Source organism: Nicoliella sp. ESL1149 (assembly GCF_058107265.1).
In genome coordinates this window covers 170,012-188,905 of sequence record NZ_JBYLUE010000002.1, presented here as the reverse complement: position 1 = coordinate 188,905, position 18,894 = coordinate 170,012, and the positions used below count along the sequence as shown (strand labels likewise).

The window sequence follows — 18,894 nt, the reverse complement described above, 5'->3', positions numbered from 1 at the left end:
ATCTGGTTTTATTGTAGCACACAATAAATTGAGAAGATTTATTGACTCCGATTTATTATTTAGGTATAATTATGAAGTATTGTAATTTAAATGTTTTACAATACTATTTTTAAAGTCGGAGGGAGGGAATTTTCATATGTCAAAAACAGTCGTTCGTAAAAACGAATCTCTTGATGATGCTCTTCGACGTTTCAAACGTACAGTATCCAAAAGTGGTACTTTGAGAGAATACCGTAAGCGTGAATTCTACGAAAAACCAAGTGTAAAGCGTAAATTAAAATCTGAAGCAGCTAGAAAGCGTAATAGTAAAAAGCGTCGCTTCTAATTGAAAAAACGTTCCTATTTTTAGGAGCGTTTTTATTTAGATTAATTTGAAAGGATTGATTTAATTATGAGTATGAATGATAAATTAATGCAGGATTTAAAAACTGCTATGAAGGCACATGATAAAGTTGCTTTGACTGTAATTAGAATGTTAAAAGCAGACTTAATGAATGCTAAGGTCAAGGTAAATCGTGATTTGACCGAAGATGAAGAATTAGCTGTTATCGCTAAAGAAGTAAAACAACATAAAGAATCGATCGAAGATTTTAAAAAAGGTGGTCGTGATGATTTAGTTGCTGGTCAGCAAGCTGAATTAGATATTTTAAATAAGTATGCACCAGCCCAAATGTCTGAAGATGAAGTTAATAAGGTAGTTAAGGAAACAATTACTGCGACTGGAGCATCCAACATGGGTGACTTTGGTAAGGTAATGGGAGCTGTAATGGGTAAGCTTAAGGGTAAAGCCGATGGCTCACTTGTTCAAAAAGCAGTTAAGGATGCTTTAAAATAATAAAATAAAGTGCTATTCAGCACTTTTGTACATAGTTTTGCTTTTTTCTTTACGTTAATTATGCTACTATTTGAGTAGTAAATTCAGTAAAGGAGCCAATGTGGATTGACTGATAAAGAAATTGTTACCAGAAAATTAATTTTACAAAATTTAGATGATGAACCAGCGCTTTTGGGACCCCAAAATCGTTTTTTGGAGATTCTAGAAGAGGGTCTCTCAATTTCCATTAATGCTTTTGGAACAACAATTAAGATTAGTGGAGATGCCACTAATTCAGAATATGGAATCCAGATACTGAACAATATGCTCGATTTAATTCATGGTGGAATTACATTACACGATAGTGATTTTGTAAGTGCCATGAAAATGGCTAAAAATGAAACTTTAAAGTACTTTCAGGATTTATACAATCAAGTTCTTATGAAAGACTTGAAGGGGAATTCGATTCGTGTTAAAAATTTTGGACAACGTCAATATGTTCAAACGATTAAAAATAATGATATTACTTTTGGAATTGGACCAGCTGGAACTGGGAAGACATATCTTGCTGTTGTAATGGCAATTGCGGCTCTTAAAAAGGGTGAGGTTGATCGAATTGTCTTAACACGTCCAGCAGTTGAAGCTGGAGAAAGTTTAGGATTTTTACCAGGTGATTTAAAGGAAAAGGTCGATCCATATTTAAGACCAATTTACGATGCTTTATTTGATATTTTAGGTCGTGAGCATACTGGACGTTTGTTAGAACGTGGTGTAATTGAAATTGCACCATTAGCTTATATGCGGGGACGGACCTTAGATTCTGCTTTTGCCATTCTTGATGAGGCTCAAAATACCACTAATGCTCAAATGAAAATGTTTATTACTAGACTTGGTTTTGGATCTAAAATGATTGTAAATGGTGACATCTCGCAAATTGATTTACCTCGCCATACACAAAGTGGTTTAATTTTGGCTGAACGGATTTTAAAGGACGTTAAGAAAATTGGTTTTGTTAAATTCAATTCAGCGGACGTTGTTAGACATCCAGTTGTTGCTAGAATTATAAATGCTTATGATACTTTTGAAGCCGATGCAAAAAGCCAAGGGTCAAAAAAGCGTCAAGTGGAGGATAAGTAATGGATTTAGAGATTTATGATAAAACTAAGAATGGGGTTTCAAAAGATCATATTCAATTAATAAAAGACGTTTTACAATTTGCTGGTGAAAAGCTTAATTTAGCTGATAATACTGAAATGTCTGTGACGCTTGTTAATAATGATAAAATTAGAGAAATCAATAAAAAATACCGCGGCGTTGATCGTGCTACTGACGTTATCAGTTTTGCAATTGAGGATAATGATGATGATTTTCCTGTTCAAATGAGCGAAGAAATGAAAGAGGATATCCCTGAAAATATAGGTGATATTTTTGTTTCTGTTGATAAGGTTGGGGAACAGGCAGAATTTCTAGACCATTCATATGAAAGAGAATTAGGCTTTTTAGTAGTTCATGGATTCTTACATTTAAATGGATACGACCATATGAAACCAGAAGATGAGGCTGTTATGTTTCCACTTCAACGAAAGATAATGGACGAATATGGACTTAAGAGATAAAAAGTCCTACCAACGAAATCATCATTTTTATCAATCTTTTTTCAATGCTCTTAACGGTTTAATAGAAATTATTAAAACTGAGCGAAATTTTAGATTTCATTTATTAGCTACCCTTATAGTGATATTGTGTGGCTTTTATTTTAAGATATCTAATTTTGAATGGATTTCATTATTAATTGTAATTACATTAGTTCTTGTTACAGAAATCATTAATACAGCTTTGGAACAACTCGTTGATCGTGTTGTTGGGAAAAAATTTGACTTAATTGCTAAAAATGTTAAGGATATGGCAGCAGGAATGGTTGTTTGTACGGCTATTCTTGCGTTGATTGTTGGAGGAATTATTTTTATTCCACATTTAATGCTAATTTAAAGGAAATGATAATATGCCAAAAAATAAAGAATTTCGTTCTGGTTTTGTTGCAATTTTAGGACGTCCAAATGTTGGAAAATCAACTTTTCTAAATCGAGTCGTTGGTCAAAAGATTGCAATCATGAGTAATAAAGCCCAAACGACCAGAAATAAAATCCAAGGAGTTTACACAACTGATAGTAGTCAAATTGTATTTTTAGATACTCCAGGAATTCAAAAACCAATGAGTAAATTAGGGACTTTCATGGAAAAATCTGCACTTTCAGCATTAAAAGAAATTGATGCGGTCATTATGATGATTAGTGCAACCGAAAAAAAGGGTCCTGGGGATCAATATATTATTGATCGATTAAAGACAATTGATAAACCAATTTACTTATTGGTAAATAAGATTGATGATGTTAGTCCAAATTCATTACCAGCAATTGTGGCTCCTTATAAAAATGAACTTGATTGGGCAGGAATTGTCCCAATCTCAGCATTACAGGGAAATAATGTTGAAGAATTTTTAAATGAATTGACCCAACATTTACCAGAAGGCCCTCAGTATTATCCAGAGGATCAAATTACTGATCATCCTGAACGTTTTATTATTTCTGAATTGATTCGGGAAAAAGTATTTGAATTAACACGACAAGAGATTCCATATTCAACGGCAATTGATGTTGAAAAAATTGCTAAACGTGATAATGGGCAAGTCCACATCCAAGCTTCCATCATTGTTGATCGTGATGGTCAAAAGGGGATTGTCATTGGTAAGGGTGGTTCTATGTTGAAGAAAATTGGAACTTTAGCCCGAAAAGATATTGAAGATTTGTTAGGAAGTAAAGTTTATCTTGAATTGTGGGTCCATGTTCAAAATGGATGGCGAGATAATAATTCGCTTTTAAATGAATATGGGTATCGAAAGAATGATTATTAATGGCCGCTCATAAAGAAGCTAATTTCCACGGGATTATATTATATCGTCAAAACTATCGTGAAAAAGACATGCTTGTAAAATTTTTTACTGCTGAATTCGGTACTAAAATGTTTATCATTCGAGGAGCAAGACGCTCGAACTTTAAAATGCGTGCTGATATTCTCCCGTTCACTTATGGTCAGTATTTAGGAAGTATTTCTGATACTGGCCTTTCTTATATAAAAACACCAATTGATACCCATCACTATTTGAACATTAGTGAAGATATCATTTTAAATGCATATGCAACTTATCTAATGGGATTGATTGATGCGGCTCTTTCTGAGAATGAGCCAGAGCTAAAATGGTTCAATAAGTTATACTATGCGTTACAATTAATTGATAAAAAAATTGACCCAGCAGTTGTTACTAATATTTTCGAAATTCAATTATTACCAATTTTAGGGATAGCTCCAGAATGGAATGAATGCGTTGTTTGTCACAATGATACGTTGCCACTAGATTATTCAGAAAATTATGGTGGGATGTTGTGTAAAAAACATTGGCATTTAGATCCTCGTCGTTTTCATTTAGATAAAAAAACTGTCTACTACTTACAATTATTTGCAAAAGTTGACTTAAAAAGGATTCATACGATTGATATTAATCCCACGACTAAAGCTAGATTACGCCAACTGCTAGATGTTATCTATGAAGACGGTGTTGGGTTACACTTGAAGAGTAAGGAATTTTTAAAACAAATTAATCGTTTGTCTTAAATAATTGACAATTAAGGTGAATTAAATTATTATTAAGCTAAATTAATCGATAGTGAAAAAAGAGGGCTGCTTTTAATTGTATCCAGCGAGATCAGGTTAGTGAAAGCTGATCAATAATTAAATTCAGTTGGCACTTTTGGAATCGAAACCTAAATTAAGTTGCTAATCCATATGATTAGAATTAGGGTGGAACCGCGGTTTTATCGTCCCTATGTGAGCAATCTAAGATTGTTTACATTGGGGCTTTTTTATTTTATTTTGGGAGGAACTAATAATGGCCAAAAAATTATCAATGCAAGAAATTATTTTAACGCTTCAAGAATATTGGGCCAAGCAAGGTTGTTTATTAATGCAAGCTTACGATACCGAAAAGGGAGCTGGAACAATGAGTCCATACACGTTCTTACGTGCAATCGGACCAGAACCTTGGCATGCAGCATACGTGGAACCATCACGTCGACCTGCTGATGGTCGGTATGGTGAAAACCCTAACCGTTTGTATCAACACCATCAATTTCAAGTATTGATGAAACCTTCACCAGAAAACATTCAAGAACTATATTTGGATAGTTTGAAGGCACTAGGAATTGATCCATTGGAACATGATATTCGATTCGTTGAAGATAACTGGGCAAATCCTTCCATGGGTTGTGCAGGTGTTGGTTGGGAAATTTGGCTTGATGGAATGGAAGTTACGCAATTTACTTACTTCCAAGTTGTCGGTGGGCAAGAAATGGATCCAGTTGCCTCCGAAATTACCTATGGACTTGAAAGATTAGCCTCGTACATTCAAGACGTTAATAACGTCTTTGATTTGGAATGGGGTTACGGCGTTAAATACGGGGACATTTTTAAGGAACCAGAATATGAACATTCCAAGTATTCATTTGAAGAAAGTAATCAAGACATGCTGATGAAACTCTTTGATACTTATGAAGAAGAAGCTAAAAAACAAATTGCCAATGGTCTTGTTCATCCTGCCTATGATTATATTTTGAAATGTAGCCATACCTTTAACTTATTGGATGCGCGTGGAGCAGTTTCTGTTACTGAAAGAGCTGGCTACTTAGCACGAATTAGAAATATGGCTCGAGCAGTTTCTAAAGCATTCATTGCTGAAAGAAAGAAGCTCGGTTTCCCATTGATCAAAGATGAAAAAAAACGTGCAGAATTATTAAAAGATGACAAGGAGGATAAATAAAATGACACATACTTATTTATTTGAAATTGGATTAGAAGAAATGCCTGCCCATGTGGTAACTCCTAGTATTAAGCAATTAGTAAAAAGAACGAAAGACTTTTTAAAAGAAGAACGTTTAAATTATGATGAAATTATTAATTACTCCACTCCTCGTCGTTTAACAATTCAAATCAATGGATTAGCTGATAAACAAACAGATATCGATGAATCTGTTAAGGGACCAGCTAAAAAAATTGCTCAAGATGCCGATGGCAATTGGACAAAAGCAGCCATTGGATTCTCTCGCGGTCAAGGAATGACTCCTGATGATATTGAATTTAAAGAAGTAAAGGGTACTGAATACGTATTTTTGAATAAGCACGTTGCTGGTAAAACAGCTGCTGAAGTTTTACCACAAATTAAAGACGTTATTTTAAGTATGACTTTTCCTACCCGGATGAAGTGGAATGTTTACAACTTGGAATACATTCGTCCAATTCGATGGTTAGTTTCATTGCTTGATGATGAAGTTGTGCCATTCCAAATTTTGGATGTTAAAGCTGATCGTAAGACTCGTGGACATCGTTTCTTAGGTAAGACAATCAGTATTGCTAGTGCTAAGGATTATAAGAAAGATCTTTATGATCAATTTGTAATTGTTGATGCAAAAGAAAGAAAAGCGTTAATTCAAAAACAAGTTGCCAAGATTGCTAAGGATAATGATTGGGTTGTTAAGGTTGATGCTAATTTATTAGAAGAAGTTAACAACTTAGTTGAATGGCCAACTGCTTTTGCGGGTAACTTTGATAAGACATTCCTATCATTACCAGCGGAGGTTTTAATTACTTCCATGCGTGATAATCAACGATTCTTTTATGTTGAAGATGAATTAGGGAATTTATTACCACACTTCGTATCGGTAAGAAATGGGAATGATTACAAATTAGACAATGTTATTCGTGGAAATGAGAAGGTATTAACCGCTCGTTTGGATGATGCTAAGTTCTTCTATGAAGAAGATAGTAAACATTCAATCGATTACTTTGTCAACCGTTTGAAGAAGGTTAGCTTCCATGATAAGATTTCGACTGAATACGAAAAAATGCAACGAGTTCAATTGATTACTCAAATTATCGGGAAACAAGTTGGATTAAGCGAAACAGAATTAGCTGATGTAAAAAGAGCAGCTGAGATTTATAAATTTGATTTAGTGACTGAAATGGTCGGCGAATTTGCAGAACTTCAAGGGGTAATGGGTGAAAAGTACGCCTTGTTGAAAGGAGAAAAACCTGATGTAGCAACAGCTATCCGTGAACACTACATGCCAACGACTTCTGATGGTGAACTTCCTGGTTCGATAATTGGGGCTGTTCTTTCGTTAGCTGATAAGTTCGATAGTGTAATGACGTTCTTTGCTGCTGGTATGATTCCTAGTGGTTCTAATGATCCATATGCGTTGCGTAGACAAGCAATCGGTATCGTTAGAATTTTGGCAGCCCGTAATTGGAGTCTCCCACTTAAATCATCAATGGAAACGATGGTTAAGGATGAGGACCAAAATAATGTTGCTCCTAAGGTTGATCAAAATAAAGTTATTTCTAAAGTAACTGACTTTATTAAGGATAGAATCTCTACAGAACTTCAAGCTGAAAAAATTGATCACGATATTATTGATACGATGATTGCTTCTAAGAACAATAATGTTACTTTCATTATTGATGGAGCAAAGACATTAATTAATGAAAAGAAGCAACCTAATTTTAAGGAAGCTGTTGAAGAATTAACTCGAGTCATGAGAATTTCTGAAAAAGCTGATTTTAAGTCAGACGACTTAGATGTGAATGTTAAGTTATTTGAAAATGGATCTGAAAGAAAGTTGTTTGATGCGGTTGCTGATATCACACCTGCTTATTATGAACAACCAGCTAAAGAAACTCTTCGACGATTATTAACTCTTCAAGAACCAATTGCCAAGTATTTTGATGCTACGATGGTAATGGCTAAGGATGAAGCTGTTCGTGATAACCATCTTCGTCAAATGGTGACGATTTCTAATATGATTCACTGGTTCGGTGATTTAGATCAATTAATCGTTAAATAATTAAATATCTTTGATAAATAATTAGCTTGTGTTAAGATAAGTAATAGTTATTTGAATCGAAAATTAAAAGTCGCACTTCTCTTTTGGAAAAGTGCGACTTTTACAAGTTAATGAAGAAGGTGATTGAGATGGTAATGATTCCAGAGTCGGTCATTGATGATATTAGACAAAAAGTTAATATTGTTGATGTTATTGCTCAGTATGTTCAATTAAAAAAAGAGGGAAAAAACCTATTTGGAAAATGTCCATTTCAATCTGAAAAAACACCATCTTTTTCAGTATCAGAAGATAAACAAATTTTTCATTGTTTTAGTTGTGGGCGTGGTGGCAATGTTTTTAAATTTTTAATGGATTTAAAGGGAATTTCATTTCCAGAAGCAGTAAAAGAAGTTGCAAAGGAACAGGACATTAAAATTCCCAAGCAATATACTGCTGAAAGAGTTGCCAGTCCTCAACAGGTAGAGAAAAATAATTTAATTAATTTGTACGATAAAGTCTCCAAACTTTATCATCATATTTTGATAAATACTCAAGTTGGTGAAAAGGCACTTGATTATCTACATGAACGTGGTTTAACTGATGAAATAATTGAAACTTTTAATTTAGGATATGCACCATCAGGAGTTCTGATTCCATTTCTAAAACAGCAGAACGTTGACTATCAAAAGATTCGTCATTCTGGTTTAGTAGCTGAAAAAAAGGATGGGGATTTAACAGATCGCTTTTTTGATCGGATTATGTATCCAATAAGAAATAAAAGTGGTCATACAATTGCATTCTCAGGAAGAGTTTTAACAAAGAAAAAAGTTCAAGCTAAATATTTAAATAGTCCAGAAACTTTGATTTTTAATAAAGGAAAAACGATTTTTAACTATGATTTAGCCCGTAAAGCAATTAACGAGACTGGAAATGTCATTCTTTTTGAAGGCTTTATGGATGTAATATCAGCTTATCAATCTGGAGTTAAAAATGGAATTGCTTCGATGGGAACTAGTTTAACGGATGGCCAAATATATGATATTGAGCGAATTACAAAACAATTATATGTTTGTTATGACGGTGATGAACCAGGCCAAAATGCGATTGATAGAGCTTTAAAACTATTATCTCAAAATAGTCGACTTAATTTAGGGGTTATTCAGATGCCGGATGGAACGGATCCGGATGAATATCGTCAGAAAAATGGTGAAGAAAAATTCCGCTTAGTAATCCAGAATGCTAAGGAGAGTGCCGTTAGTTTTCAATTAAACTTTTTACAAAAGAGTTTTAATTTAAACAATGAAGAAGAGCGGTTAGCTTATATTGATGCTGCCCTAAAAGTAATCGCAACGATTAACTCGCCAGTTGAAAGGGATGTTTATTTAAAACGATTATCGAAACAATTTGACGTTGATGTTGCTAGTTTAAATTCTCAGCTATCTACATTTGTTAATCAGCATAATTATCATCAAAAAAGAAGAGCTCCTCGGATTAACATCACTTTAAAAGAACAGGCTCCTCAAAAGCCAAAATATACACAAATTCAATGTGCAGAAAGATATTTACTTTATCGAATGTTACACAATCGTGATATCTGGATAAAAGTCACTGGAATAAAGAATTTTCATTTTTGTGATGTTGAATATCAAACCTTATATATGTTTGCTGAGGAATATTTTAAGACCCATGATAGTTATAAAGTTGCTGGGTTTATTGATTTTTTAAAGAAAGATAAGTATCAAAAGTGGGCAATGTCTTTAGAAAACATCGATATTCCAGTTCAAAGTTCTGACGAAGAACTGGCTGATTATGTTAAAATAGTAATGTATGTTGCTCCATTGAAACAAAAAATTAAAGCAATGGAACATGATCTTCAAGTAGCTACTCACATTGGAGATATTGAAAGACAAGTCCAATTAGGAATGGATTTAATTAAATCTAGAAATGAATTAGATAAACAGAAAAATATGGTGTTAAAGATTTAATTTAATAGGGGGACTTTAAATGACAAAAAAAGAACAAAATGCTGAAATTAAGGCTTCAGTAAAGGCTTTAATTAAAAAATACAAAAAAACGGGACACGTTTTGTATGATGAAATAAATGATAGTGTCATTATTCCACTGAAATTAAATGAAACTAAAACGGATGATTTATTAGAAAAAATTGAAGATTCGGGAATTAGTGTTGTTGATAAAAATGGTGATCCTGATCCTAGAGCCTTAAAGGCAGCAAAGAAAGTTACTAAGAAGGAACTTAGTAATACTGCTTCTGCTCCTACCGGGGTTAAAATTAATGATCCTGTTCGGATGTACTTAAAGGAAATTGGACGAGTTCCTTTATTGACTGCTGATCAAGAAGTTGATTTAGCGTTAAGAATCGAAAAGGGCGATGAACGAGCTAAACAAGAATTGGCAGAAGCTAATTTACGTTTGGTTGTTTCAATTGCTAAAAGATATGTTGGTCGTGGAATGCAATTTCTTGATTTAATCCAAGAAGGAAACATGGGATTAATGAAGGCTGTTGAAAAATTTGATTACCGTAAGGGATTTAAATTTTCTACCTATGCTACTTGGTGGATTCGTCAAGCTATCACGCGTGCTATTGCTGACCAAGCCCGAACAATTCGGATTCCAGTTCATATGGTTGAAACAATTAACAAATTGATTCGAATTCAACGTCAATTGCTTCAAGATTTAGGACGAGAACCTTTACCTGAAGAAATTGGGGCAGAAATGGATATGCCTACTGCCAAAGTTCGTAGTATCTTAAAGATTTCTCAAGAACCCGTTTCTTTGGAAACACCTATTGGTGAAGAGGACGATTCCCATCTTGGTGATTTCATTAAGGATCAAGATGCAACTAGTCCTGCTGATCACGCGGCTTATGAGTTATTGAAGGAACAATTAGAAGGGGTATTAGATACCTTAACTGATCGTGAAGAAAATGTTTTACGGCTTCGTTTTGGATTAGATGATGGAAGAACCCGGACTTTAGAAGAAGTCGGGAAAGTCTTTGGGGTTACCCGTGAAAGAATTCGTCAAATCGAAGCAAAAGCATTACGAAAACTTCGTCATCCCTCAAGAAGTAAACAATTAAAGGATTTCTTATAATCTAAATATGTTCATTTAAGAGCGGTAAGACGCTCTTTTCTTTTATATTAATATGAGTAGGAGTTTAAATCTTGAATATAAATCATTTGTCAAAACGTTTGATGGCAGTTGCGAAACAAGTCCCTGTTAATAGTCGGCTTGCAGATATTGGTTCTGATCATGCATATCTACCAATTTATTTGGCTGAAAATAAGCAAATTCAATATGGGGTTGTTGGAGAAGTTGCTGCTGGTCCATTAGATAATGCAAAAGAGGATATTTTAAATGCTAATTTGGATAATGTATTAATGCCTAGACTGGCGGATGGACTAGCTGCAATTAAGAAAACCGATGCTGTTGATGTGATTACAATTGCTGGAATGGGTGGAACATTGATTACTTCTATTTTAGAAAACGGTCAAGAAAAGTTAGTTCATCGTCCCCGTTTAATTTTGCAACCAAATGTAAATGCTAAATCAATTCGTAGTTGGTTAATTCATCATCATTATCAACTTAGTAATGAATTTATCTTGGAAGAAGACGGTCATATTTATGAAATTCTAGTTGCTGACGGCGTTGATGTTCCTAAAAAATATAGTGAAGAAGAATTAACTTTTGGACCATTCCTACTAAAAAAACATTCAGCAACCTTCGTAGCTAAATGGGAAGATAAATTACGACGTTTGAACAAGGTTTTGGTTCAAATGAATAAGGCTGCTGATGTTCCAGAAGCTAATGTTAATAAAATTAAAGTGCAGATTGATACAATCAAAGGAGTGTTAAATCAATGATTGGAAAAGATTTAGTTGAACGATTCGAGCAATTTGCTCCACAAGATATAAAGGTGGGAAATGACCCAGTTGGATTACAAATTGGTGATTTATCTAGACCGGTGAAAAAAGTCATGACAACTTTAGATGTACGTCCTGAAGTGGTTGATGAAGCAATTGATAATAATGTTGATTTTATTTTTGCACATCATCCAGTTATGTTTCGACCAGCTAAAAATTTAGATTTAAGTAATCCTCAGAACAGAATGTATGCTAAAATAATTGAACATCATATTACCGTCTATGCTGCCCATACTAATCTTGATAACGCAGATGGTGGTATGAATGATTGGTTCGTTGAACAAATGGACTTATTAAATCCTGAAGGGTTAGTGCCATTTGGTGTTTATAATAATAATCCTTATTCGATGGGGCGAGTGGGAGACTTACCCAATCCAATTACTGTTAAACAATTTGCAGAGCAATGTAAGTTATGGTTTCATGTTAAAGGGTTACGATTGGTTTCTCATCAACCAGATAAAATTGTGCATAGAGTAGCAATTTTAGGTGGTGATGGAGGAAAATTCTACCATGAAGCAATTAAGCATCATGCCGATGTTTATGTTACGGGTGATGTTTATTATCATACTGGTCATGATATGCTTGCTGATGGGTTGAGTGTTGTAGACCCTGGACATAATATTGAAAAAATTTGTATTCCTCACTTACATCAACTATTTGATAAATGGGCCCAAGAAAATAACTGGAAAATTGAAGTAATCGAATCAAAAGTTAATACAGATCCATTTACTTTTATCTAAATAATACTTAGATTGATAATTAATGGTCAATAAAGGTCAAAATGTTTTAAATTTGTAATATTTTCTGCTATTATACTTAGTAATTAATAAATTAATTACTAAGTATTTTTTATAAAAGAGAGTGAAATTATGAATCCAGAAAACTTAACTGATGCTGTTAGTCAGGCTTTGGCTGAAGCACAAAAAGTATGTGTAAATCGAAAGATTCAATCAATCGATATTCCACAGTTATTTAAATTCTTAATTCAACCAGGTGAATTAGCTCGTCAAATCTATTCTAGTCTGGGATTAAATATTGATGATTTAGAACATGAAATTGATAATGAAATTGATAGTTTACCAACTGTCGAAGGAAATGTTCAATATGGTCAAGGAGTAAGTAATGATTTATATCAATTACTCCAAAATGCTGACCAAATTAAAACAAAGTTAGGTGACCAATTCGTTGCAATTGATACACTTACTTTAGCGTTAATGAAAATTGATACTAAATTAACTGATTATTTAAAACAACATGATATTACAGAACAAAAAGTCATGAACGAAGTTGAAAAAATTCGTGGAGGTGAAAAAGTGACATCTAAAAATCAAGAAGATAATTTTCAAGCATTAAAGAAGTATGGTACTGACTTAGTTGCAGCAGCAAGAAGTGGTAAATTAGGACCAGTTATCGGCCGTGATAATGAAATTTTGAGTGTTATTCGAATCTTATCTCGCATGACCAAGAATAATCCAATTTTAATTGGTGATCCTGGAGTTGGAAAAACTGCTATTGTTGAGGGATTAGCTAAACGAATTGCGGTTGACGATGTTCCTGATAATTTAAAGAACAAGACTATCTTTGAATTGGATATGAGTTCGTTAATTGCGGGAGCTAAGTATCGTGGAGAATTTGAAGAACGTCTAAAAGCGGTTCTTAAAGAGGTTCAAAAATCAAATGGTGATATCATCATGTTTATTGATGAAATCCATACAATCGTTGGAGCTGGAAAGACTGAAGGTAGTATGGATGCTGGAAACATCTTGAAACCAATGCTAGCTCGTGGAGATTTACATTTAATCGGAGCTACGACCCGGGATGAATATCGGAAGTATTTGGAAAAGGATAAAGCTTTAGAAAGACGTTTCCAAAGAGTATCCGTTAATGAACCATCTGTTGACGATACAATTACGATTCTACGGGGATTAAAGGAACGTTTGGAAATTCATCATGGTGTGCGGATTCATGATAATGCCCTAGTAGCTGCAGCAAAATTATCCGATCGCTATATTACTGATCGTTTCTTACCTGATAAAGCAATTGATTTAGTTGATGAAGCATCTTCTACGATTGAAGTTGAAATGAATTCTAGTCCAACAGAATTAGACCAAAGTAAACGTCAATTACTTCGTCAAGAAGTAGAATTAAAAGCTTTAAAGAATGAAACAGATGCAGCATCTAAGAAGCGGTTAACTGATTTGCAGCCTGAAATTGCTGAAACAAAAGAAAAGGTCAATAATTTAACAGCTCGTTGGCAACGTGAAAAAGACGCGATTAAAACCGTTGGTGATAAGAAACGTCAATTGAACCAAGCCAAGAATGATCTTCAACAAGCTGAAAGTAAAAGTGATTACGATAAAGTTGGTGAACTTCAAAATGGAGTTATTCCAAAGTTAAAGAAGGAATTAGCTGATTTGGAATCACAAGATAATTCTAAAGATTGGTTAGTTGAGGAATCTGTTACTAGTAATGAAATCGCTGAGGTCGTTAGCCGTCATACTGGAATCCCAGTTACTAAACTAGTGAAGGGTGAACGAGAAAAATTACTTCATTTAGCGGATAATCTCCACAAACGAGTAATTGGTCAAGACCAAGCTGTCAACGCTGTTGCTGATGCAGTTATTCGTTCGCGGGCTGGATTACAAGATCCTAGTCGGCCATTAGGTTCATTCTTATTCTTAGGACCAACTGGAGTTGGTAAAACAGAATTAGCAAAAGCATTAGCCGATGATTTATTTGATTCAGAGAATCATATGGTAAGAATTGATATGTCTGAATATATGGAAAAAGAATCTGTCTCTCGATTAGTTGGAGCAGCTCCTGGATATGTTGGTTATGAAGAAGGTGGCCAATTAACAGAAGCAGTTCGTCGAAATCCTTATACAATCGTGTTATTTGATGAAATTGAAAAAGCTCATCCTGATGTCTTTAATATTTTATTACAAGTATTAGATGATGGTCGTTTAACTGATAGCCAGGGCAGAACGGTTGACTTTAAAAATACCATTTTAATTATGACTTCTAATTTAGGTTCTGATATTTTATTGAAGGGCACAAATGATAAGGGCCAGATTAGTCCTGAGGCAAAAGAACAGGTTAATAAACTATTAACGACAAGGTTTAAACCAGAATTCTTAAACCGAATTGATGATAAAATCTTGTTCACACCATTAACACTTAAAGATGTTGAACAAATTGTCGTTAAATTGATCAAACAAGTCGAAAGTCGTCTTAATGATCAAGCAATTCAAGTTAAAATTGATTCTGATGCAACTAATTGGATTGCCAAGAATGGTTATGAACCTGAGTATGGAGCTCGTCCATTACAAAGATTTGTCACTAATTATGTAGAAACACCATTAGCAAAATTAATTGTTGGGGATAAATTAAAACCACATTCTACAGTTAAGATTCAATTAGTCGATAATAAGTTACAGTTTAATGTTGAATAAAAATAAAAAGCAATCAACCAAACGGTTGATTGCTTTTATATTCAATAATTTAATTATGAGTTTTTGCTAATTAATCTAGTACCAAAAATAGCAATAAATGAAACGATAATTCCCATGCAACCCATGGTCATTACATTATAGCTTTGGCCTAATAGTTGATTACCAATGTAGCCGATGACAACTCCAAGTAGGAATGCCCAAACAGCAGCTACAATAATTGAAGTAATAGAACGCATCATATCCACCTCACTTAAGTATGCTTAAATTCTATCACAAATATTAAAAAATACAATTGAATGAGTTAGTTTTAAAATAAATCAAATTAAGAAAAACTCTGTTATAATAACATTCAAGGAAGGATGATAAAATTGAAATATGTACCGTTTCAGATTATGAGTTCGTATAGTTTATTACACAGCACCATTTCAATCTATGATTTGATACGAATCGCTAGGGATAGAGGTTATGAATCCCTTGCTTTGACCGATCGGAATGTGATGTATGGAACTGTCGAATTTTATAATCAGTGCATACAAAATGGTATTCATCCAATTATCGGTTTAACGTTAACTTTACAGGGCTTAGTAATTGATACTCGTGATTTTGATTTGATTTTAATTGCTCAGAATCAAACTGGTTATCATAATCTGCTTAAACTTTCAACGTTAAAAATGAAAAAAGAAGATCGCCCTTTAATTTGGGATGAAATTAAAAACACTTTAGCTGGTTTAAGTATTATAACACCCCTAGATGGTGAAATTAGAGAGTTAATACAACTTAACAATAATTCTGAATTAATTCAATATTGTAATATCATGGCTTCCGCAAACTTTGATTCACAATTTTTTGGAATCAGTGCCCATGAAAACGATAATGTATTATCGAAATTAAAAGAATTAATTACGCGGACTGGGAATCAATTAATTGCTCTTGATCCGATTAAGTATTTGAATCCAGAAGATGAATTTGTTTGCAAAGTAATGGAATCAATTGAAAGCGGAAGTAAAATCGTTAGTCCGATTGAAGAAAGTCGTCATGTTGGACCACAATGGCTTAAACCAATTGATAAGATAATAAGTGATTTTTCAAGAAATGGGTTGGATAAAGCACTCCAATCAACAGTTACATTGAGTGAAAATTGCCAAGTCAAGATTGAAAAACGTCCAACGCAGTTGCCACATTTTGAAAACAAAGAAAAAATTTCTTCAAAAGATTATTTGATTCAATTGTGTCAAAATGGTTTAAAACAAAGAATTGCTGCTCATCAAATCAATAATCAAGCTTTTGATAAATATCAAGAAAGATTGATGCATGAATTGAAAATCATTGATGAAATGGGGTTCAATGATTATTTCTTGATCGTTTGGGACATTATTAATTATGCCCATCAAGTAGGGATAATGACTGGTCCGGGAAGAGGTTCAGCTGCTGGGTCATTAGTATCCTATACTTTATTCATTACTGATGTTGATCCGATTCATTATGATTTACTTTTTGAAAGATTTTTAAATCCTGAAAGAGCCCAAATGCCTGATATTGATTTAGATATTCCAGATGATAAAAGAGACGTTATTTTAAAATATGTTCATGATAAATATGGTGATGACCGAGTTGCACAAATTATAACCTTTGGAACATTTGGTGCTAAACAAGGTCTCCGTGATGTGGGACGAGTTTTTGGGATGAACCCACAACAAATTAATAAAATTAGTAAAACTGTCCCAAGTGAGCTGAACATCACATTAAAGTCAGCATATCAAAAGTCAAAACCCTTGCAAAATATAATTGAAGATGAAAAACTAAATCAATTAATTTTTAAGGTTGCCCTTAAGTTAGAAGGATTACCACGTCATTTTGGTACCCATGCTGCAGGATTGATTTTAAGTGCAGTTCCATTAGTTGAAATGACCCCTTTACAGCCAGGAAATGATAATATGTTAATGACCCAGTATTCAAAAAATTATGCCGAGGAAGTGGGACTATTAAAAATTGATTTTCTTGGTCTTCGTAATCTGTCAACTCTTGCTAATATTGTTAAAATCGTTAATCAAGACCAACCTGATTTTAAGATTAGTGATATTGATTTGAACGACCCACAAACACTAGAACTATTTCAAAATGGCGATACAAACGGTGTTTTCCAATTCGAATCAAGCGGAATTAAACGCGTTTTACGAGAATTACATCCCGATAATTTTGGTTTAGTGGCAGCTGTTGATGCTCTTTATCGTCCTGGACCAATGCATAATATTGATACATTCATTAAACGAAAAAAAGGAGAGGAACGGGTAACTTATCCAGCTCCAGAATTAAAACCAATTTTAGCTTCAACTTTTGGAATTATTGTCTACCAAGAGCAAGTAATGCAGGTTGCTTCTGTTATGGGTGGTTTTAGCTTAGGGCAGGCCGATATTTTACGACGGGCAATGAGTAAAAAGAAACATGCTGTCATGGATGCAATGGGTGATAAATTTATGGCGGGAGCTGAAAAACGTGGATTTAGTAGCCAAGTTGCCCACCAGACCTTTGATTATATTGATCAATTTGCTAGTTACGGTTTTAATAAATCCCATGCAGTTGCTTATAGTAAAATGGCTTTCGAGTTAGCTTATTTAAAAACTCATTATAGTATGCCTTTCTATACTGAAATTCTAAACGGAGTTTTAGGAAATGATAATAAACTTCGAATTTATATTCAAGAAATTAAGAAACGAAAAATTTCTATTTTATCACCAAATATTAATTGTAGTTTAAAGGATTTTTCTATATATAAACATCAATTATTGTTTGGCTTTAACAGTATTCGTGGCCTAAGAAGTGATTTTATAACTGAAATTATTACAATAAGAAAAGCCAATGGTGAATTTAAGTCATTTGATAATTTTCTTCAAAGAATTGATGGTAAATTTAGAAAGAGTAAGCTAATTCAACCATTAATTGATTCAGGGGCTCTAGATTGTTTTGGGGCACATCGTTCGGAGTTATCTGCTGCTCTTGATGACTATATTGAATATATTAATCTAAGCGGGAATTCTATTGAACTTTTTCAAGCTCTTCGTCCACGGGTTAAAAAAATGGCGGAATGGTCAATTGGAAAAATCCTTGAAAAAGAAAAAGCCGTTTTAGGTGTTTATTTGTCTAAATATCCAATTCAGGAATTTGATGATGTTAAGATGAGGACCAACGCAATTGATACAAGTCAATTGACTGGGGTTGTTGGTAATTTTAATATTTTATTGTATGTTAATAAGATTAAAAAGATTACTACTAAGAAGGGTGATGCCATGGCCTTTGTCAGTGGTAGTGATGAAAATGGTGAGATAGATTTAGTTTTATTTCCTCAGGTTTTTCGACAAGTGGAACAATGGTTGCATTCTCAAATGGTAATATTAGTTTACGGGAAGTTTGATTCTAGCCGTGGAGTTCAAATTATTGCTAATAAAGTTCAATCTGCAACAAGTGTTCAAGCTAAAATGGATAATCAAAACCTGCAACGTTGTTATTTAAGACTTGATACAGATCATTCCAATTTAGAAACTAAAAGATATCTTTTTAGGTTGATTAGAGAAAATAAGGGGAATACACAAATATTAATTTTTGATTCTGATAATGACAGTAAGCAAATCTTGAGCAATGAATACAGAATTAAAAATACAACAGATGTAATTAATAAATTGAAATTATTGTTAGGAGCAGGGAATGTGATTCTTAAATAAATCCAATTTATTTTTATCGCTAAATCTTTGTTAAAAAAGAAT

16 protein-coding genes are annotated in these 18,894 nt (G+C 33.6%); 15 read left to right on the top strand and 1 reads right to left on the bottom strand.

The features are described 5' to 3' along the window. Positions 1 to 136 precede the first annotated feature (136 nt). From rpsU to clpB, 14 genes are all read left to right on the top strand, one after another. Entirely contained in the window at positions 137 to 325 is a 189-nt protein-coding gene (rpsU, locus tag AC3B6G_RS00965) for a 30S ribosomal protein S21 (RefSeq protein ID WP_260116339.1), read from the top strand. A gap of 66 nt (positions 326 to 391) precedes the next feature. After that, positions 392 to 835 carry a GatB/YqeY domain-containing protein gene (locus AC3B6G_RS00960; protein WP_489848593.1) on the top strand — a complete coding sequence of 148 codons (444 nt, stop codon included), beginning with the start codon at positions 392 to 394 and terminating at the stop codon, positions 833 to 835. Between the two features lie 105 nt (positions 836 to 940). Further along, a complete protein-coding gene (locus tag AC3B6G_RS00955; RefSeq protein WP_489848592.1) occupies positions 941 to 1,951 on the top strand; it encodes a PhoH family protein in 1,011 nt (336 codons plus the stop codon). Continuing rightward, complete coding sequence (gene ybeY / locus AC3B6G_RS00950; protein ID WP_489848591.1) at positions 1,951 to 2,430, top strand: rRNA maturation RNase YbeY; 480 nt, start codon at positions 1,951 to 1,953, stop codon at positions 2,428 to 2,430. The genes AC3B6G_RS00955 and ybeY overlap by 1 nt, the downstream gene beginning before the upstream one ends. Next, positions 2,414 to 2,803 (top strand): diacylglycerol kinase family protein, encoded by a 390-nt coding sequence (locus AC3B6G_RS00945; protein WP_489848590.1) that lies wholly within the window; start codon positions 2,414 to 2,416, stop codon positions 2,801 to 2,803. The genes ybeY and AC3B6G_RS00945 overlap by 17 nt, the downstream gene beginning before the upstream one ends. Positions 2,804 to 2,816: 13 nt before the next feature. After that, the gene (gene era, locus AC3B6G_RS00940) at positions 2,817 to 3,725 is read left to right on the top strand and encodes a GTPase Era (RefSeq protein ID WP_489848589.1); all 909 of its coding nucleotides are present in this window, start codon (positions 2,817 to 2,819) and stop codon (positions 3,723 to 3,725) included. After that, positions 3,725 to 4,483: a DNA repair protein RecO gene (gene recO / locus AC3B6G_RS00935; RefSeq protein WP_489848588.1), complete on the top strand. Its 759-nt coding sequence runs from the start codon at positions 3,725 to 3,727 to the stop codon at positions 4,481 to 4,483. Before era ends, recO begins: the two co-directional genes overlap by 1 nt. A gap of 274 nt (positions 4,484 to 4,757) precedes the next feature. Then, complete coding sequence (gene glyQ / locus AC3B6G_RS00930; protein ID WP_489848587.1) at positions 4,758 to 5,684, top strand: glycine--tRNA ligase subunit alpha; 927 nt, start codon at positions 4,758 to 4,760, stop codon at positions 5,682 to 5,684. 1 nt (position 5,685) lies between these two features. Continuing rightward, positions 5,686 to 7,764, top strand: coding sequence for a glycine--tRNA ligase subunit beta (gene glyS / locus AC3B6G_RS00925; protein ID WP_489848586.1), 2,079 nt, complete (start codon positions 5,686 to 5,688; stop codon positions 7,762 to 7,764). Positions 7,765 to 7,892: 128 nt separating this feature from the next. Next, the gene (dnaG, locus tag AC3B6G_RS00920) at positions 7,893 to 9,728 is read left to right on the top strand and encodes a DNA primase (RefSeq protein ID WP_489848585.1); all 1,836 of its coding nucleotides are present in this window, start codon (positions 7,893 to 7,895) and stop codon (positions 9,726 to 9,728) included. Between the two features lie 19 nt (positions 9,729 to 9,747). Next, positions 9,748 to 10,854 (top strand): RNA polymerase sigma factor RpoD, encoded by a 1,107-nt coding sequence (gene rpoD / locus AC3B6G_RS00915; RefSeq protein WP_489848584.1) that lies wholly within the window; start codon positions 9,748 to 9,750, stop codon positions 10,852 to 10,854. Positions 10,855 to 10,925: 71 nt separating this feature from the next. Further along, positions 10,926 to 11,624, top strand: coding sequence for a tRNA (adenine(22)-N(1))-methyltransferase (locus AC3B6G_RS00910; RefSeq protein WP_489848583.1), 699 nt, complete (start codon positions 10,926 to 10,928; stop codon positions 11,622 to 11,624). Then, positions 11,621 to 12,424 (top strand): Nif3-like dinuclear metal center hexameric protein, encoded by an 804-nt coding sequence (locus AC3B6G_RS00905; protein WP_489848582.1) that lies wholly within the window; start codon positions 11,621 to 11,623, stop codon positions 12,422 to 12,424. The genes AC3B6G_RS00910 and AC3B6G_RS00905 overlap by 4 nt, the downstream gene beginning before the upstream one ends. A gap of 129 nt (positions 12,425 to 12,553) precedes the next feature. Then, positions 12,554 to 15,136: an ATP-dependent chaperone ClpB gene (gene clpB / locus AC3B6G_RS00900; protein WP_489848581.1), complete on the top strand. Its 2,583-nt coding sequence runs from the start codon at positions 12,554 to 12,556 to the stop codon at positions 15,134 to 15,136. Between the two features lie 53 nt (positions 15,137 to 15,189). Here clpB and AC3B6G_RS00895 read toward each other — a convergent pair whose 3' ends face one another. After that, the gene (locus AC3B6G_RS00895) at positions 15,190 to 15,375 is read right to left on the bottom strand and encodes a DUF2929 family protein (RefSeq protein WP_489848580.1); all 186 of its coding nucleotides are present in this window, start codon (positions 15,373 to 15,375) and stop codon (positions 15,190 to 15,192) included. 129 nt (positions 15,376 to 15,504) lie between these two features. Here AC3B6G_RS00895 and dnaE point away from each other — a divergent pair, with 129 nt between their 5' ends. Next, positions 15,505 to 18,852 (top strand): DNA polymerase III subunit alpha, encoded by a 3,348-nt coding sequence (gene dnaE / locus AC3B6G_RS00890; protein ID WP_489848579.1) that lies wholly within the window; start codon positions 15,505 to 15,507, stop codon positions 18,850 to 18,852. The last annotated feature ends 42 nt before the right edge of the window (positions 18,853 to 18,894 follow it).

Bases quoted from the DNA above. Each gene is read 5' to 3' on its own strand.
- glyS (WP_489848586.1), top strand. From the start codon at position 5,686: ATGACACATACTTATTTATTTGAAATTGGATTAGAAGAAATGCCTGCC.
- clpB (WP_489848581.1), top strand. From the start codon at position 12,554: ATGAATCCAGAAAACTTAACTGATGCTGTTAGTCAGGCTTTGGCTGAA.
- dnaG (WP_489848585.1), top strand. From the start codon at position 7,893: ATGGTAATGATTCCAGAGTCGGTCATTGATGATATTAGACAAAAAGTT.
- ybeY (WP_489848591.1), top strand. From the start codon at position 1,951: ATGGATTTAGAGATTTATGATAAAACTAAGAATGGGGTTTCAAAAGAT.
- AC3B6G_RS00960 (WP_489848593.1), top strand. From the start codon at position 392: ATGAGTATGAATGATAAATTAATGCAGGATTTAAAAACTGCTATGAAG.
- AC3B6G_RS00945 (WP_489848590.1), top strand. From the start codon at position 2,414: ATGGACTTAAGAGATAAAAAGTCCTACCAACGAAATCATCATTTTTAT.
- rpoD (WP_489848584.1), top strand. From the start codon at position 9,748: ATGACAAAAAAAGAACAAAATGCTGAAATTAAGGCTTCAGTAAAGGCT.
- rpsU (WP_260116339.1), top strand. From the start codon at position 137: ATGTCAAAAACAGTCGTTCGTAAAAACGAATCTCTTGATGATGCTCTT.
- AC3B6G_RS00905 (WP_489848582.1), top strand. From the start codon at position 11,621: ATGATTGGAAAAGATTTAGTTGAACGATTCGAGCAATTTGCTCCACAA.
- era (WP_489848589.1), top strand. From the start codon at position 2,817: ATGCCAAAAAATAAAGAATTTCGTTCTGGTTTTGTTGCAATTTTAGGA.
- recO (WP_489848588.1), top strand. From the start codon at position 3,725: ATGGCCGCTCATAAAGAAGCTAATTTCCACGGGATTATATTATATCGT.
- glyQ (WP_489848587.1), top strand. From the start codon at position 4,758: ATGGCCAAAAAATTATCAATGCAAGAAATTATTTTAACGCTTCAAGAA.
- AC3B6G_RS00895 (WP_489848580.1), bottom strand. From the start codon at position 15,375: ATGATGCGTTCTATTACTTCAATTATTGTAGCTGCTGTTTGGGCATTC.